The sequence below is a fragment of the Mesorhizobium sp. M0678 genome (assembly GCF_040320505.1).
Taxonomy (GTDB): domain Bacteria; phylum Pseudomonadota; class Alphaproteobacteria; order Rhizobiales; family Rhizobiaceae; genus Mesorhizobium.
In genome coordinates, this window is the sequence record NZ_JAMYPT010000010.1 from 109,478 (window position 1) to 124,299 (window position 14,822).

Genomic DNA, 14,822 nt, shown 5'->3' on the forward strand with positions numbered 1-14,822 from the left:
ATGGCGGGTCCGGGCGACAACACGCGAAACAAATCCAAGACCGGCGCTGAGAACGACAGCTTCAAGCGCGCCGTCACCGTTTGCATGCGCGCGATTGCCGGTGACAAGGATCTCGAGGTCGGCTTCGCCAAGGACCGGCCGGCGCTGGCCGGCAGCCGCGCCCGACTGCCCGAACTGCCGAAGAAGGCATCGAAGGCGGACATCGCCATCACCCGCGGGCTCGGCGATTCCATGGCGCTGAAGCGCGCCTGCCACGATGCGCGCATCCACACCAGGCTGGCGCCGGAAGGCAAGCAGGCCCGCGCCATCTACGACGCGGTCGAGCAGGCCCGGGTGGAGGCGATCGGCAGCCGCGCCATGCAGGGCGTCGCCGACAATATCGGCTCGATGCTGGAGGACAAATACGCCAGGGCCAACCTCATCGACGTCAAGGACAAGGCCGACGCGCCGATCGAGGAGGCGCTGGCGCTGATGGTGCGCGAAAAGCTGACCGGCCGCACTGTGCCGAAGAGCGGCGAACGGCTGGTCGATCTCTGGCGCCCTTGGGTCGAGGAAAAGGCCAGTGCCGATCTCGACGGGCTGTCGGCAAAGCTCGACGACCAGCAGGCGTTCGCCCGCGTGGTGCGCGAGATGCTCGCCTCCATGGAAATGGCCGAGGAGCTCGGCGATGACCAGGAGACGGAAGACTCGGAGGACAACGACGAAAACCAGCCGCAAGGCGAGGAGCAGAGCGAGGAGGGCGGCGAAGACGATTCGGGCTCCGAGCAGTCGCAGTCCGAGGATACAGAGGCATCGTCGGACGACGAGCAATCGGCCGAGACAGAGGCCTCCGACGCCACCGCCGAGGATCTCTCCGACGATGACGACGCCGATGCGGAGACGCCCGGCGAGGCGCGCCGCAACGACAATCCCTTCACCAATCTGCCGAAAGAGATCGACTACAGGGTCTTCACCACGGCCTTCGACGAGACCGTAGGTGCGGAGGAACTGTGCGAGGAGGAGGAGCTCGACCGGCTGCGCGCCTTCCTCGACAAGCAGCTCGCCAACCTTTCCGGCGTCGTCGGGCGGCTGGCCAACCGGCTGCAGCGCCGCCTGATGGCGCAGCAGAACCGCTCCTGGGATTTCGACCTCGAAGAAGGCTATCTCGATCCGGCACGGCTGGTGCGCGTCGTCATCGACCCGATGCAGCCTTTGTCCTTCAAGCAGGAGCGCGATACCAAATTCCGCGACACGGTGGTGTCGCTGGTGCTCGACAATTCGGGTTCGATGCGCGGCCGGCCGATCACAGTCGCCGCCACCTGCGCCGACATCCTGGCGCGCACGCTGGAACGCTGCGGCGTCTCGGTCGAAATCCTCGGCTTCACCACCCGCGCCTGGAAGGGCGGGCAGGCGCGCGAGAAATGGCTGAAGGAAGGCAAGCCGCCGAACCCCGGCCGGCTCAACGATCTGCGCCACATCATCTACAAATCCGCCGACCATCCGTGGCGGCGGGCGCGCCGCAACCTCGGCCTGATGATGCGCGAGGGCCTGCTCAAGGAAAACATCGATGGCGAGGCGCTGCTGTGGGCGCACAACCGGCTGATCGCGCGGCCGGAGCAGCGCAAGATCCTAATGATGATCTCGGACGGCGCGCCGGTCGACGATTCGACGCTGTCGGTCAATCCGGGCAATTATCTCGAGCGGCATCTGCGCGCCATCATCGAGCTCATCGAGACGCGCTCGCCGGTCGAGCTTTTGGCCATCGGCATCGGCCACGACGTCACCCGCTACTATCGCCGCGCCGTCACCATCGTCGATGCCGAAGAACTGGCCGGCGCCATGACCGAGCAGCTGGCCTCGCTGTTCGCCGAGGAAACCGTGCGCGACACGCGGCGCGGCGGCATGCGGCGCGCCGGATGATTTTTTCCCGCGGCGGCTTTTGGCAGAAGCTTTTGGCCGCCATCGCGTTGTTCGGCATCACTTTGGCCCCGGCTGTCGCTGCCGGGCCGGCCTCGGTCGAGCCGGCCGAAATCTCGGCCCGGCCCATAACCCAGTTTCGCATCGGCAATGACGAAAAACAGTTCGGGCCGCTCGAATTCGTCGGCGGGCTCGAAATGACCTCGTCGACGCGCGATTTCGGCGCGCTGTCGGCGCTTCGGTTCCTCAAGCCAGGCAGCGATTTCATCGGCGTCGCCGACACCGGCTTCTGGTTCTTCGGCACCCTCGTCCACGATGCCGACAAGCGGCCTTCCGGCATCCAGAATTTTCGCATGCAGCAGATGGTCGATGCGGCCGGCCAGCCGATCGACGAGAAATGGGCGGTCGATGCCGAAGGCCTCGCGGTCAAGGACGGCATTGCCACGGTCGGTTTCGAGCGCGATCACCGTATCGCCGAGTTCAAGATCGATCCGGACGACATGAAGGCGCCGTTCAGGCAATTGGACTTCCTGATCCCGGCCTGGGAACTCCGCCGCAATCGCGGCTTCGAGACCGTCACCCGCGCCCATCCTTACGGGCAGCACGCGGGCGGGCTGGTCGTGGTGTCGGAAAAGAGCCTCGACAAGACCGGCAACATCTTTGCCGCGATCATCGAAGGGCCGCGCAAGGGCGTCTTCACCATCAAGCGCAATGGCGATTTCGACATCACCGACGGCGCCTTCCTGCCGGACGGCGACCTGTTGCTTCTGGAGCGCAGTTTTTCGATGGCCGGCGGCGTCAAGATGCGGCTGCGGCGCATATATGGCGAAAGCGTCGAGAAGGGCGCCGTCGCCGACGGGCCGGTGCTGCTCGAAGCCGACATGGGCTACCAGATCGACAACATGGAAGCGCTCGACGTCTGGACCCGCGACGATGGCGCGCTGATCGTGTCGCTGATGTCCGACGACAACCACTCGATCCTGCAGCGCAATCTTTACCTGGAATTTGTGCTGCACGAGGATTGACGCGCGACCGGCCTGCTGGCTGACAGCATCGCTGGCGTTTCCGCGCCGTTTTGCAACGCAGGCAATTTCCCTTAATTTCCCCTGGCAATGACCCGCGTCGCGGGTTTTCCAGCCGGCTCTCACCATCAGCAAAAATACTTTAGCCGTGACTTGACAATTTGTGTCATCGGCGAAATACTCAAGTCCATGCTTAAGTATTCCGAGATCGACAGCATCCTGCGGGCTCTTGCCGAGCCGACGCGCCGGGCAATCCTGGAAAGGCTGAGCCGCGGGCCGGCCACCGTCAGCCAGTTGGCGGAGCCGTTCGGCATGACCTTCGCCGCCGTGCTCCAGCACCTCCAGGTGCTTGAAGCGTGCGGGCTGATCCGCAGCGAAAAGATCGGGCGCGTGCGCACCTGCCGGATCGAGCCCGGCGGGCTAGCCCCGCTTGCCGACTGGATCGCCGCGCGCCGTACGCCGGCCGAACGCCAGCTCGACCGTCTCGGCCAGATCCTGGCGGAGACTGACCAATCGAAAGCAACAATCCACGAGCAGGAAAAGGACGAAAAGAAATGAACCAGATTGCCCCTGTTAACGACGAGCACTCCGTCATCCATTCGACCTTCACGATCGAGCGGACCTATCCGCAATCGCCCGAGCGCGTCTTCTTCGCCTTTGCCGACAAGGCGACGGTGCGGCGCTGGCGCGTCGAAGGCGACGGCTTCACCATCGCCGAATTCACCTTCGATTTCCGTGTCGGCGGCGGCGAGGTTTCGCGGTTCAGCTACCAGGGCGGCCCGGAGATCAGGCTCGATGCGCAGTTCCAGGACATCGTCCCTGACCGGCGCATCGTATTTTCATACCGGATGGCGGTCGGGGCGCAGCCGCTGTCGGCGTCGCTCACCACGGTCGAGCTTGCACCTTCCGGCGAGGGCACCCGCCTGACCTATACCGAACAGGGTGCGTTCTTCGATGGCGTCGATTCAGCGCAAGGGCGCGAGGAGGGCACACGCGGGCTGCTGCAGGCGCTTGCCGCCGAGCTTCAGAAGGCGAAGTAGAGGTTCGCCGGCGTACCGGGCGGCGTCCAACAAGGCCCGCCCGGATTGCGAGGTGGCCTATTGCCCCTTGCTCGCGAGCCAGACGATGTGACGGGCGCCGCGCTTGCCGTGAGCCCGCACCTTGACCTCCTCGACCGTGAAGCCGGCCTGCTTGAGCCTTCGGGTGAAACCTGCGTCAGGGCCCTGCGACCAGACCGCTAGCACACCGCCGGGCTTGAGAGCTGCTCTCGCGCTGATCAGGCCGGCTGCGCTGTAGAGCGCATCGTTGGCCTTGTAGACGATGCCCTCGGGGCCGTTGTCGACATCGAGCAGGATCGCGTCCCAGGCCGAAGCTTGCGATCGGATGAGCTGACCGACATCGGCCTCACGAATGCTGACGCGCCGGTCATCAAGGCAGCCGCCGAACAGCTCGGCCATCGGGCCGCGCGCCCAAATCACGATGGCCGGCACCAGTTCGGCAACGGCGACCTGCGCATCGTCGCCGAGCTCGGCCAGCGCCGCGCGCAGCGTAAAGCCCATGCCGAGGCCGCCGATCAGGATGTTTGGGGTCCGGCGGCCGGCAATCCTTTGACAGGACAGTTTCGCCAGCGCTTCTTCGGAACCGCTGAGCCGGCTGTTCATCAGCTCGTTCGCGCCAAGCATGATCGAGAATTCGCCGCCGCGCCGTTTCAGGCGGAGTTCCTGTCCGCCGTCAGGCGTTTTTGCCGAGTTCAGTTGAAGCCAGGGGATCATGCTCGATAGTCTTTGAGCATGATCTTGTCCGAAAACCGGTTCCCACTTTTCGGGATCATGCTCTATGCCGCCAGTGCCGGCTGGCTCCAGCGGGCGGCAAGCAGCCGGTAGGGGATCAGCGCCACCACCGCTATGATCAGCTTGACGCTGAGATCGCCGAGCGCCCAGGAGACCCAGCGCATCGTCTCGACCGGCAGCACGCCCATCAGCGGTGCGGTTTCCAGCGCAAAGCCGTCGTTGGGCCCGGCGAAGGCGAACGCCGCCGCGAAGGCGACGGTGAAAAACACCACCGTATCGAAAACGGAGCCGACCAGCGTGCCGACGATCGGTGCGCGCCACCAGCTCTGCCGGCGCAGCCGGTTGAACACGGTGACGTCGAGCAACTGCGCGGTGAGGAAGGCGGCACCCGACGCCGCGGCAATGCGCACCAGCCGGTCGGCGGCGGTCTCGAATTCGATCAGGCCGTGGCGAAACAGCAGCGGTGGGATGACGATCGAGCAGACCACCGCTGTCATGAAGCCGACAAAGACGATCCTGCGCGCCACCGCCGGCCCATAACGGCGATTGGCGAGATCGGTGACCAGGAAGGAGAACGGATAGGTGAAGGCGCCCCAGGTCAGGATGTCGGCCAGCGACAGCCCGCCGATTGCGCCTTGCATCGGGAACTGCACGAGGATGTTCGAGGCCACGACGACGAGCGCCATGGCCGCCACGAAGGGCAGGTACCGCGAGAGGAAAGTCATTTTTTTATCCTGGGTAATGGAACCAGCGGAAAGCGATCCGGAACCGGATCACGCCCTGGAAGGCGGCTGCCGCCGAAAAACTCAGGCGGCCGGCTGCTCGGCGAGCTTCTTGGCGATCTGCTTCTTCAACAGCCGGGCGCGCTGCGACAATTCCTTGGCATCGGCCTTGGCCAGGAAGGCGTCGAGGCCGCCGCGATGCTCAACCGAACGCAATGCGTTGGCCGAAATGCGCAGGCGCACATTCTGGTTCAGCGCTTCCGAGATCAGCGTCACATTGACGAGATTGGGCAGGAAGCGACGCTTGGTCTTGTTGTTGGCGTGGCTCACATTGTTGCCGGACATGACTGCCTTGGCAGTGAGTTCGCAGGTGCGGGACATGGTTCTAACCTTCGGTTCTCGGTCCTGGCCAAACATTCGACCCGCGCCGGGTGGCGCGCGGTTTCGGTCAGGCGGCCTCATGGAAAAAGTTGGCGTTCCATAGTTGCATTTCGCCGAGGCGTCAAGCTTGGGGTTGGTTAGTTCCAAGGGAATCAATCAAAAGATGACCGATGCCGGCGCTGCCCCTCATCCGCCTGCCGGCACCTTCTCCCCGTATAGTGACGGGGAGAAGGGGCTGGGCCGCAGGCTCGGCGCTTTCTGCAACTCCGCAAATTGGCGAAACCCTTTGCAAGGCGACCTTCTCCCCGTCCCTATACGGGGAGAAGTGCCCGGCAGGGCGATGAGGGGCTGCGCAAACCTGTCGCGATTTTCCAGGTGGCCACATTTTGTTCTTGCTTTGTGCCGGCAGCTATGCTACTAATTTCGGTATGGTGCTAATTGGCTCCAACGACCCGCCCGCCGAGGCGGGTTTTTTATTTTGGCCGTCGACCAGCCCCAACGTTGCCTGCCGACGGCGCCTTTCACATTAAGGCCGGAATTCAGCCTATAAGCGGTCGCACAGGGACATGCCAGACCGGAGCCGCCCGTCCGGTCGACAATCAAGGACCCGCCATGCCTCGTTCTTTCCTCCATGCCCTGGTCGTGCTGATGGCCGTCGCGCTTTCGACGACGGTTTCGGCCGCTGAGCCGCAATCCTTCACGGGCGAATATTCGGTGTCGTTCCTCGGCCTCTCCGTGGCCAAGGCGAAATTCTCCAGCCATTACGAGGGTGACACCTATTCGATCGAGGGCAGCGTTTCCGCCGCCGGGCTCGCCACTTTGTTCGACGATACGAGAGGCACGATCTCGTCGAAGGGCAAGATTTCGGGCAAGCAGTTGCAGCCGCAAGCGTTCCACGCCGACTACACGTCCGGCAAGAAGGCATCGATGATCGACATCCAGTTTGCCAACGGCGTCGTCACCTCGACCAAGGTCGTGCCTGAGCCGAAGAAGCGCAATCCCGAGAATTGGATACCGCTGGTCGGCAGCCATCTCGTATCGGTCCTCGATCCGATGGCCGCCACCGTCATCCATGCCGACAGCCTCGACCAGGTCTGCGGGCGCACGGTGAAGCTCTATGACGGCGAAATGCGTGCCGATCTGAAACTGAGCTACGAGTCCAAAGGGTCGATCTCGGTGACCGGCTACAAGGGCGATACGGTCACCTGCAGGCTGGGCTTCGAGCCGGTGGCCGGCTACCGCAAGAATCGCAAGGCGCTGAACTACCTGAAGAAACGCAGCCGCATCATGGTGACGTTTGCACCGGTCGGCCAAAGCGGCGTATATGCGCCGATCCGCGCCACGGTCAGCACGCAAATCGGCCCGTTGACGATCAGCGCGGAGCGGTTCGAAGCGAACGAATAGGCGTGATGGTGCGCCGCCAACGGGGCACGGGGGCGACGGATATGGCGCGCGCAACACTGATCGGCTTCTCCGCGGTCGCCATGTGGGCGCTGCTGGCGCTGCTTACGGATGCTTCGGGCGCCGTTCCGCCGTTCCTGCTTTCCGCAATCACCTTCACGATCGGCACTTGCGTCGGGCTGGTTGCCCGGCTGTTCATGCCGGCAGCCGGCGGCGCCGCGAAGATACCGCGCCAGGTCTGGGTGATCGGCATTGCCGGCCTGTTCGGCTACCACTTCTTCTACTTCACCGCGCTGCGCAATGCGCCGGCCGTCGAGGCCAGCCTGATCGCCTATCTGTGGCCGCTGCTGATCGTGCTCGGATCGGCGCTGATGCCTGGCGAGCGGCTGGCCTGGAACCACGTCGCCGGCGCGCTGCTCGGCCTTGCCGGCACGGTCCTGATCGTCACCAAGGGCGGCGGGCTTGCCTTCGACGCGCGTTATGCCTTCGGCTACGCCATGGCCGGCGTCTGCGCGGTGCTGTGGTCGTCCTATTCGCTGTTGTCGCGGCGCTTCCCGTCGGTGCCGACCAGCATCGTCACCTGGTTCTGCGCCGCCACCGCGGCGCTTTCGCTGGTCTGCCATCTGTTGCTTGAGCAGACGGTGCTGCCCGCCGGCGCCGGCCAGTGGCTGGCCGTGCTCGGCCTCGGTCTGATGCCGGTGGGGGCGGCGTTCTATGCCTGGGACATCGGCGTCAAGCGCGGCAACATCCAGGTGCTGGGGGCGGCGAGCTATGCCGCGCCGCTGCTGTCCACCCTGGTGCTGATATCAGCCGGCTTCGCCGAGCCGTCATGGCGCATCCTCGCCGCCTGCGTGCTGATCACCGGCGGCGCGGCACTGGCGGCGAAATCGCTGTTCCTGCGCAAGAGGGCTACAAGCGAGGCAAACGCTTGATGCCGTTTCCCGGTGGCATCGATGCCAATGCCAATGCGACGCTGGTATTTTCGCTGGCGGCGGCGGTGATTTACGCGTTCAGCCTCGGCATGCCGCCGCGCCTTTCGCGGTCGGCGGCAAGGACATTGGCGGTGGCGATGCTGGCGGTGCTGGTCGCGCAGCAGGGCGGCCCATGGCTGCTCGTCGCCGCGCTGGGCGTCAGTGCCATCGGCGACGCCTTCCTGTCGCGCGACGGCGAGAAGGCATTTCTTGGCGGCACGGCCAGTTTTCTTGCCGCGCACGTGCTTTACGTCGTGCTGTTCCTGCGTGCCGGCGGCGGCCTCGGGCTGCTTTCGGCCGAGCCGTGGCGGGCAGCGATCGTGCTGGCGATGATCGTGTCGGTGCTGGCCATGCTTTTCGCGCTCCGGCGCCGCATCGGCCCGGCCTTGCGTTTGCCGATCGGTGTGCATGCCGCGGCACTGCTTGCCATGGGCATTGCGGCGCTCACCCTGAACAGCGTCGGGGTCGTCGGCGGCGTCGTCCTGCTCATGCTGTCCGACGGGCTGCACGCCGCGGAAAAGTTCCTGCTGCCCGCCATCTCGCCACACCGCATTTGGGTGCGCCATGCGGTCTGGGCGCTGTATTACGTCGGCCAGCTGGCGATCACGCTGGGTTTTCTGCTGGGCTAGGTGCCTAGGGCGTGCCCGGCAGCCAGCCTGGTTCGGCGAGTTCGAAGGCGGAGAAATCGAAACCCGGCGCCACGGTGCAGCCGACCAGGGTCCATTCGCCGAGGCTGCGTGCCGACTGCCACCAGCCTGCCGGCACGACGATCTGCGGCCGCTCGCCCGCGGCAAGTGCCGTACCGAGGACCTGCTCGATGACGGGACCGCCTTCTCGGTGTATCGACAGCGCCAGCGGCGCGCCGTCATAGAAGTGCCAGACCTCCGCCGCGTCCCTGACTCGGTGCCAGGCCGACAATTGGTCCTTCTCTAGGAGGAAATAGATCGCCGTCGAATGGCCGCGGGCGCCTTCCGCGCCGTCGCGAAAGGTCTCGGCATACCAGCCGCCTTCCGGATGCGGCTTCAGGCCGAGCAGGGCGATGATTTCGGCGGAACTGGTCATCGCTGTTGCGCTCAGAAATTGTCCTTGCGCTTGCGGATCTCGGCGAACACTTCGGCGTCGGAGGCGTTCTCCAGGCCGAGATGCCTGCGGATCGCCGGATCGTGCCAGCGCAGGAACGGATTGGTCGACAGTTCCTCGCCGATGGTCGTCGGCAGCGTCGGTTTGCCGTCGGCGCGCAGCGCCTCGACCTTGGCGGCGCGCTCTTTCAGCGCCGAATTGGTCGGGTCGACGGTGAGCGCGAAACGGGCATTGGCCAGCGTATACTCATGGCCGCAATAGACGACCGTCTCGGCCGGCAGCGCCGCGAGCTTCTTCAGGGATTCGTACATCACCGGCGGCTTGCATTCGAGCAGCCGCCCACAGCCGAGCGCAAACAGCGTGTCGGCGGCGAAAGCCACTTTCGACGCCGGCAGATGATAGGTGACATGGCCGGCGGTATGGCCGGGTGTGGCGATGACCTCGATCCGCTCATCGCCGAGGTGGACGACCGAGCCTTGCTCGACGGGTTCGTCGATGCCGGGAATCTTTGCCTTTTCGGCTTCCGGCCCGACAATGCGCAGCTTGAAGCGCTCCTTCAGCGCCAGATTGGCCTCGACATGGTCGAGATGGTGGTGGGTGGTCAGGATCATCGTTGGCGTCCAGCCGGTGCGCTTGATCGCTGCCAGGATCGGCGCCTCCTCGGGCGCATCGATGAGCGCCGTCTGACCGCTTTTCGGGTCATGCACCAGCACGCCGAAATTGTCGCTGCGGCACATGAATTGTTCGATCTCGACCGGCATCGCATCTCTCCCTTTATTGCCGCAGACATAGGGCGCCTGCCAGCCGATGTCATCTGCCTTTGTTGAACTTGGACTGCTTCGAAGCTACCGTTCCGCGCATGCATTCAGACATTGTCGATCTCCGTTCGTTTTATTCGACCACGCTCGGCCGCCTGGCCGAACGCTCGATCACCATGGCGCTGTCCTCGATATGGGCCGTCGTGCCCAACGAGCGGCTGGTCGGCCTCGGCTACACCTTGCCGTGGCTGGAGCGCTTCGGCAGCGATGCCGAGCGCGTCTTTGCCTTCATGCCGGCGACACAGGGCGCAGTGGTCTGGCCGGCGACGGGGCCGACGGCGACCGCCCTGGTCTTCGATGAGGAACTGCCGCTGGTCGATTCCTGCATCGACCGCATGCTGCTCGTCCATTCGCTCGAACATGTCGAGAACCCACGCGAGACGCTGAACGAGATCTGGCGGGTGCTGTCGCCGGCCGGCCGTGTCGTCATCGTGGTGCCCAACCGGCGCGGCGTCTGGGCACGCTTCGAGCATACGCCTTTCGGCAATGGCCGGCCGTTCTCGCGCGGCCAGCTGACCGAATTGCTGCGCGAAGCGAATTTCACGCCGGCGGCGTGGTCCGATGCGCTGTTCTTCCCGCCGTCGCCGCGACGTTTCATGATGCAGTTCCATAATGTGCTGGAACGCGCCGGCCGGCGCTTCTGGCCGATCTTCTCCGGCGTTATCGTCGTCGAGGCGCAGAAGCGGCTCTATCAAGGCGTGCCGGTTGCCCAGCGCGCGTCCCGCCGCGTCTTCGTGCCGGTTCTCTCGCCGCATGGCGCGCCGACGCTTGGCCGGGCTGTCGCGGGCCGAACACCCGGCACCGCCAGGATGACGCGTTCGTGATCCGAGACGTGCTTTTTCACGCCTATCTGACGATATCAGGTTTGCTGTCCGATTGAAGGCCGTGCGGCCGATCCCTATGACCGGTTTGGCATTGCTCCGAATGCAAGGATTTAACCGATGGATGATCGTCCGGATGTCGAGGCCAGCGCCCAGAAGCTTGCCACGTCGATCGAAGCCAGCAGCCTGCGTGAGCAGCTGGCAACAATCAAGATAGCGCTGACCACCTCGCCGGTGCGAAAACAATTGCTTTGGGCATCGATCGGCATCGTCGCCGTCATCGTGGCGAGCTCGATCGGGCAGGTTCTGCTCAATCGCTGGAACCAGCCTTTCTACGACGCGCTGGCGCGGCGCGACATGCCGGCTTTCCTGCATCAGCTTCTGGTCTTTGCCGGCATCGCCGGCGGGCTTGTGGTGCTCAATGTCGGCCAGACCTGGCTCGACCAGATGCTCCGCCTGAAGCTGCGCGAGGCGCTGACGCTCGACCTGATCGACGAATGGATGCGGCCGGCGCGTGCCTTCCGGCTGACCCATGCCGGCGCCATCGGCGTCAATCCCGACCAGCGCCTGCAGCAGGATGCCGGGCATCTCTCCGATCTTTCCACCGGTCTTGGCATCGGCCTGCTGCAGTCCTGCATCCTGCTTGCCTCGTTCGTTGGGGTCCTGTGGTCGCTGTCTTCCGGCTTCGTCTTCCACATAGGCGGCCATTCGCTGGCCATACCCGGCTACATGGTCTGGGCGGCGATCCTTTATGCTGGCACCGCCTCCTGGTTGAGCTGGCTGGTCGGGCGACCGTTGATCCGCTTCAACAACGATCGCTATACGCGTGAGGCGGAACTGCGCTCCTCGGTGGTTCGCGTCAACGAGAATGTCGATGCCATCGCGCTGGCGCATGGCGAGGCCGATGCCAGGCGCCGGCTCGAATTCGATCTCGGCACGGTGCTGGGCGCCATGCGGCGCATCTACAGCGCCCAGATCAATCTTTCCTGGGTTACCGACACCTATGGCTGGATCACTGTCGTCGCGCCGATCCTGGTCGCCTCACCGGTCTATTTCGCCGGCGATATCAGCTTTGGCGGCTTGATGATGGCAGTCGGCGCTTTCAACCAGGTCCATTCGTCGCTGCGCTGGTTCATCAACAATATCGGCGGCATCGCCGATTGGCGCGCTACGCTGATGCGGGTCGCCGACTTCCGCATCGCGCTTGGCGACACCGACGCGCTGCACGATACGGAAAGGCGCATTTCGTTCGGCGAAAACCCGGACGGCAGCCTGACATTCGAGAAACTCGAGATCGCCTCGCCGGAGGGATGCACCAAGCTTGCCGAGCCGCATGTCGAAATCCGCGCCGGCGACCGGGTCATGATCACCGGAGATCCGGGCGCCGGCAAGACGCTGTTCTTCCGGGCCATTGCCGGTCTGTGGCCATGGGGCAGCGGACGGATCGGCATGCCGGCCGGAGAAGCGCCGATCTTTGTTCCGCGTACCCCCTATTTCCCGCTCGGCAAGCTGCGCGAGGTGCTCAACCATTCAGACGGCGCGGCGGAGGCGAGCGATGCCGAGATCTCGGAGGTGCTGGCCGATGTCGGGCTGCAACGCCTGTCGTCCTCGCTCGATCGCTCGGCGCGCTGGGAGCGTGAGCTCAGCGACGACGAGCAGCGTCTGCTGGCCTTTGCCAGGCTGGCCTTGCGACGGCCGAAATGGGTGATCATCGACGAGGCGCTGGACGCGTTCGACGGCCCAACGCTGAGGCAAGTGCTGTCGATGCTGGAGAAGCGCCTTCCCGACGCCGCGATCCTCAATATCGGCCGCGGCCAGCACAATGGCCGCTTCTTCCGGCGGGCGTTGACCATCGTCAAGGATGCCGGCCAGCCGCCACTCAAGCCGGCCCGTATCAGGGCAGGTGCCATCGAACCGCCCCCGGCGATCGCCTCGACCGGCCGAAAGAAATAGAAGGCAAGCTTTATTTCGCCGCGATCGCGGCGAAAAACTGTCGCGATCGTTTCAGATGGGAACGTTCCGATCGGCCATGCTTGACGCTCTCGCCCTGCTCGCCTGCCTTGCCTGCACCCCGGCGGCACCTGCGGCCGCGCCGGCCAATGCAATTGCCGTCGATGTCGAGCTGGTGCTGGCGGTCGACATCTCGCAGTCGATGGATGAAAGGGAGTTTGCCCTGCAGCGCGCCGGCTATGTCGCGGCGCTGCGCCACCCCGACTTCATCAACGCCGTGCGCGCCGGCACCTTCGGCCGCATCGCCATCGCCTATTTTGAATGGGCCGGCACCATCCGCGACGATGCGGTCATTGCCTGGCAGGTCGTCGACAGCAAGGAGAGCGCCAACGCTTTCGCCGACAAGATCGCGGCCCGCCCGTTCAGGAGCTTTCGCGGCACCTCGATTTCCGGTGCTGTGGCTTTCGGCGCCGAGCTTTTCGACGGCACGGCCTTCACCGGCAAACGCCGCGTCATCGACGTCTCGGGGGACGGCCCAAACAACACCGGCTTGCCGGTCACAACGGCACGCGATGCGGCACTGGCGAAGGGCATCGTCATCAACGGGCTGCCGATCCTGGTCAGCCCGTCACCCACCTTCAGCCATCTCGACCGGTATTATGCCGAATGCGTTACCGGCGGGCCGGGCTCGTTCGTGCTGCCGATCTATGCTGCTTCCGAATTCGCCACCGCCACTCGCCGCAAACTGATCCTCGAGGTCAGCGGCATCGAGTATCCCAAGGTGGATCCGAGGACGATCCGCATCGACGCACCGATCGACTGCCTGCAAGGCGAGCGCGACCGAAGGTTTTTCTCGGACCCATATTTCCCGGAACTCGACCGATAAGGCTGGCCCAGGGGTAAGCTAGGCTGGTGGCAGGCCGAAGGCCGGGAACAGAGATGGCCCGAGCGGCCCTATGAAGATCGTCAAGGAAGCGATCCCGCCCTCGGCTGCGTCGAACACATGCAGGGAATGGGCCCGCCATTCAGGGCCGTCGTGGCTGCGGGAATAAACCCCGACCGCCGGCTGGGCATTGGCGCGGCTGGCCAGTGTGCGGAAGCCGCCAAACTTAGGCCAGACGGTCTCGAAGAAACCGCGGATCGCTTCGCGGCCTTGATACCATTCACGCCAAGGCGGCATGGTGTAGATGGCGTCCTCACGCAGCAGCTCGATCAAGCTGTCGAGATTGGCGGCCTGCCAGGCCTGCATGTAGCGTTCGAGCAGCAGGCCTTCTTCGGGGCTGGGCCGTGATCGGCTGGCCGGCCGTCCCTGAGGATAGCGCGCCGCCAGCGTTGCGCGGGCCCGTTGCAACGCGCTGTTGATCGAAGCCGTCGATCCGCCCAGCAAACGCGCCGTCTCGACAGCCGACCATCCGAGGACGTCGGCAAGCAGCAGCGCGGCGCGCTGCCTGGGCGGCAGATCCTGGATCGCCGCGACGAAGGCGAGCTGGACGGCCTCGCGGCTCTCGTAACGGGCTTCCGGACCTGGCTCGCTGCCGGCAACGTCTGGAAGCTCGGCGTCGGGGTAGGGCTCCAGCCAGGCGATGTCGGCTACAGGCCCGCCTATGGCCGCCCCGTGCGAGGGCTGCCGTCCGGGTTCCCGGAGAATGCGACGCGCCCTCGACCTCGCCTTGATGGCGTTGAGGCAAGCGTTGGTCGCGATCATGTAGAGCCAACCGCGAACCGAACCTCGCCCGTCGAACTCCGATCTTGCGCGCCAGGCGCGAAGCAACGCGTCCTGGACGAGGTCGTCGGCCTCGTGCAGCGAACCCATCATGCGATAACAATGCAGCTTGAGCTCGCGGCGATGCGCGGCCGTGACCTTCTCGAAGGCCAGCCGATCGAGGATCGGCTGGCGTGATGGTTCCAGAGGTGGTTGAGCGTCTGTCATGTGGCTTGTGCGGTTACGAGCGAGCGTTGCATTACGCGCC

Annotated in this window: 16 protein-coding genes; 10 read left to right on the top strand and 6 right to left on the bottom strand. The window is 64.9% G+C overall.

What is annotated here, in order from left to right:
* The 4 genes from cobT (at position 1) to NKI29_RS19315 (ending at position 3,958) form a co-directional block, all read left to right on the top strand.
* The gene (cobT, locus tag NKI29_RS19300) at positions 1 to 1,899 is read left to right on the top strand and encodes a cobaltochelatase subunit CobT (protein WP_023677891.1); all 1,899 of its coding nucleotides are present in this window, start codon (positions 1 to 3) and stop codon (positions 1,897 to 1,899) included.
* Positions 1,896 to 2,921, top strand: coding sequence for an esterase-like activity of phytase family protein (locus NKI29_RS19305; protein WP_352570587.1), 1,026 nt, complete (start codon positions 1,896 to 1,898; stop codon positions 2,919 to 2,921). The genes cobT and NKI29_RS19305 overlap by 4 nt, the downstream gene beginning before the upstream one ends.
* Positions 2,922 to 3,107: 186 nt before the next feature.
* Positions 3,108 to 3,476, top strand: a complete 369-nt coding sequence (locus NKI29_RS19310; protein WP_352570585.1) for an ArsR/SmtB family transcription factor — start codon at positions 3,108 to 3,110, stop codon at positions 3,474 to 3,476.
* The gene (locus NKI29_RS19315) at positions 3,473 to 3,958 is read left to right on the top strand and encodes an SRPBCC family protein (protein ID WP_352570584.1); all 486 of its coding nucleotides are present in this window, start codon (positions 3,473 to 3,475) and stop codon (positions 3,956 to 3,958) included. The genes NKI29_RS19310 and NKI29_RS19315 overlap by 4 nt, the downstream gene beginning before the upstream one ends.
* Before the next feature lie 57 nt (positions 3,959 to 4,015).
* On the opposite strand, the gene NKI29_RS19320 is transcribed toward NKI29_RS19315, so the two are convergent.
* From NKI29_RS19320 to rpmB, 3 genes are all read right to left on the bottom strand, one after another.
* The gene (locus tag NKI29_RS19320; RefSeq protein WP_352796999.1) at positions 4,016 to 4,690 is read right to left on the bottom strand and encodes a spermidine synthase; all 675 of its coding nucleotides are present in this window, start codon (positions 4,688 to 4,690) and stop codon (positions 4,016 to 4,018) included.
* Positions 4,691 to 4,752: 62 nt separating this feature from the next.
* On the bottom strand, positions 4,753 to 5,433 hold the full coding sequence (locus tag NKI29_RS19325) for a queuosine precursor transporter (protein ID WP_352797001.1): 681 nt from the start codon (positions 5,431 to 5,433) through the stop codon (positions 4,753 to 4,755).
* Positions 5,434 to 5,514: 81 nt separating this feature from the next.
* Complete coding sequence (gene rpmB / locus NKI29_RS19330) at positions 5,515 to 5,811, bottom strand: 50S ribosomal protein L28 (protein WP_006328411.1); 297 nt, start codon at positions 5,809 to 5,811, stop codon at positions 5,515 to 5,517.
* Positions 5,812 to 6,423: 612 nt separating this feature from the next.
* On the opposite strand from rpmB, the gene NKI29_RS19335 reads away from it, so the two are divergent.
* The 3 genes from NKI29_RS19335 to NKI29_RS19345 are packed head-to-tail and all read left to right on the top strand — an operon-like array spanning position 6,424 to position 8,812.
* Positions 6,424 to 7,215: a DUF3108 domain-containing protein gene (locus NKI29_RS19335; protein WP_352457610.1), complete on the top strand. Its 792-nt coding sequence runs from the start codon at positions 6,424 to 6,426 to the stop codon at positions 7,213 to 7,215.
* Positions 7,216 to 7,256: 41 nt separating this feature from the next.
* Positions 7,257 to 8,144: an aromatic amino acid exporter YddG gene (gene yddG / locus NKI29_RS19340; protein ID WP_023677898.1), complete on the top strand. Its 888-nt coding sequence runs from the start codon at positions 7,257 to 7,259 to the stop codon at positions 8,142 to 8,144.
* Positions 8,144 to 8,812 carry a lysoplasmalogenase family protein gene (locus tag NKI29_RS19345; protein ID WP_352797004.1) on the top strand — a complete coding sequence of 223 codons (669 nt, stop codon included), beginning with the start codon at positions 8,144 to 8,146 and terminating at the stop codon, positions 8,810 to 8,812. Before yddG ends, NKI29_RS19345 begins: the two co-directional genes overlap by 1 nt.
* Positions 8,813 to 8,816: 4 nt before the next feature.
* Here the strand turns inward: NKI29_RS19345 and NKI29_RS19350 are convergent, their stop codons facing one another.
* Positions 8,817 to 9,245, bottom strand: coding sequence for a cupin domain-containing protein (locus tag NKI29_RS19350; protein ID WP_352797006.1), 429 nt, complete (start codon positions 9,243 to 9,245; stop codon positions 8,817 to 8,819).
* Between the two features lie 11 nt (positions 9,246 to 9,256).
* Complete coding sequence (gene gloB / locus NKI29_RS19355; protein WP_352797008.1) at positions 9,257 to 10,024, bottom strand: hydroxyacylglutathione hydrolase; 768 nt, start codon at positions 10,022 to 10,024, stop codon at positions 9,257 to 9,259.
* A gap of 98 nt (positions 10,025 to 10,122) precedes the next feature.
* Between gloB and NKI29_RS19360 the strand changes: the two genes are divergently transcribed.
* The 3 genes from NKI29_RS19360 (at position 10,123) to NKI29_RS19370 (ending at position 13,738) form a co-directional block, all read left to right on the top strand.
* Positions 10,123 to 10,905, top strand: coding sequence for a class I SAM-dependent methyltransferase (locus NKI29_RS19360; protein ID WP_352646682.1), 783 nt, complete (start codon positions 10,123 to 10,125; stop codon positions 10,903 to 10,905).
* A 117-nt stretch (positions 10,906 to 11,022) separates the two neighbouring features.
* On the top strand, positions 11,023 to 12,855 hold the full coding sequence (locus NKI29_RS19365) for an ABC transporter ATP-binding protein/permease (RefSeq protein WP_352797010.1): 1,833 nt from the start codon (positions 11,023 to 11,025) through the stop codon (positions 12,853 to 12,855).
* A gap of 76 nt (positions 12,856 to 12,931) precedes the next feature.
* Entirely contained in the window at positions 12,932 to 13,738 is an 807-nt protein-coding gene (locus NKI29_RS19370) for a DUF1194 domain-containing protein (RefSeq protein ID WP_352616064.1), read from the top strand.
* Positions 13,739 to 13,756: 18 nt separating this feature from the next.
* Here NKI29_RS19370 and NKI29_RS19375 read toward each other — a convergent pair whose 3' ends face one another.
* Positions 13,757 to 14,782: an RNA polymerase subunit sigma-70 gene (locus tag NKI29_RS19375; protein ID WP_352797012.1), complete on the bottom strand. Its 1,026-nt coding sequence runs from the start codon at positions 14,780 to 14,782 to the stop codon at positions 13,757 to 13,759.
* Positions 14,783 to 14,822 lie beyond the last annotated feature (40 nt).

Coding starts and splice junctions, on each gene's coding strand:
- NKI29_RS19360 (WP_352646682.1), top strand. CDS start 10,123: ATGCATTCAGACATTGTCGATCTCCGTTCGTTTTATTCGACCACGCTC.
- yddG (WP_023677898.1), top strand. CDS start 7,257: ATGGCGCGCGCAACACTGATCGGCTTCTCCGCGGTCGCCATGTGGGCG.
- gloB (WP_352797008.1), bottom strand. CDS start 10,024: ATGCCGGTCGAGATCGAACAATTCATGTGCCGCAGCGACAATTTCGGC.
- cobT (WP_023677891.1), top strand. CDS start 1: ATGGCGGGTCCGGGCGACAACACGCGAAACAAATCCAAGACCGGCGCT.
- NKI29_RS19315 (WP_352570584.1), top strand. CDS start 3,473: ATGAACCAGATTGCCCCTGTTAACGACGAGCACTCCGTCATCCATTCG.
- NKI29_RS19345 (WP_352797004.1), top strand. CDS start 8,144: ATGCCGTTTCCCGGTGGCATCGATGCCAATGCCAATGCGACGCTGGTA.
- NKI29_RS19305 (WP_352570587.1), top strand. CDS start 1,896: ATGATTTTTTCCCGCGGCGGCTTTTGGCAGAAGCTTTTGGCCGCCATC.
- NKI29_RS19365 (WP_352797010.1), top strand. CDS start 11,023: ATGGATGATCGTCCGGATGTCGAGGCCAGCGCCCAGAAGCTTGCCACG.
- NKI29_RS19370 (WP_352616064.1), top strand. CDS start 12,932: ATGCTTGACGCTCTCGCCCTGCTCGCCTGCCTTGCCTGCACCCCGGCG.
- NKI29_RS19325 (WP_352797001.1), bottom strand. CDS start 5,433: ATGACTTTCCTCTCGCGGTACCTGCCCTTCGTGGCGGCCATGGCGCTC.
- NKI29_RS19350 (WP_352797006.1), bottom strand. CDS start 9,245: ATGACCAGTTCCGCCGAAATCATCGCCCTGCTCGGCCTGAAGCCGCAT.
- NKI29_RS19310 (WP_352570585.1), top strand. CDS start 3,108: ATGCTTAAGTATTCCGAGATCGACAGCATCCTGCGGGCTCTTGCCGAG.
- NKI29_RS19335 (WP_352457610.1), top strand. CDS start 6,424: ATGCCTCGTTCTTTCCTCCATGCCCTGGTCGTGCTGATGGCCGTCGCG.
- NKI29_RS19375 (WP_352797012.1), bottom strand. CDS start 14,782: ATGACAGACGCTCAACCACCTCTGGAACCATCACGCCAGCCGATCCTC.
- rpmB (WP_006328411.1), bottom strand. CDS start 5,811: ATGTCCCGCACCTGCGAACTCACTGCCAAGGCAGTCATGTCCGGCAAC.
- NKI29_RS19320 (WP_352796999.1), bottom strand. CDS start 4,690: ATGATCCCCTGGCTTCAACTGAACTCGGCAAAAACGCCTGACGGCGGA.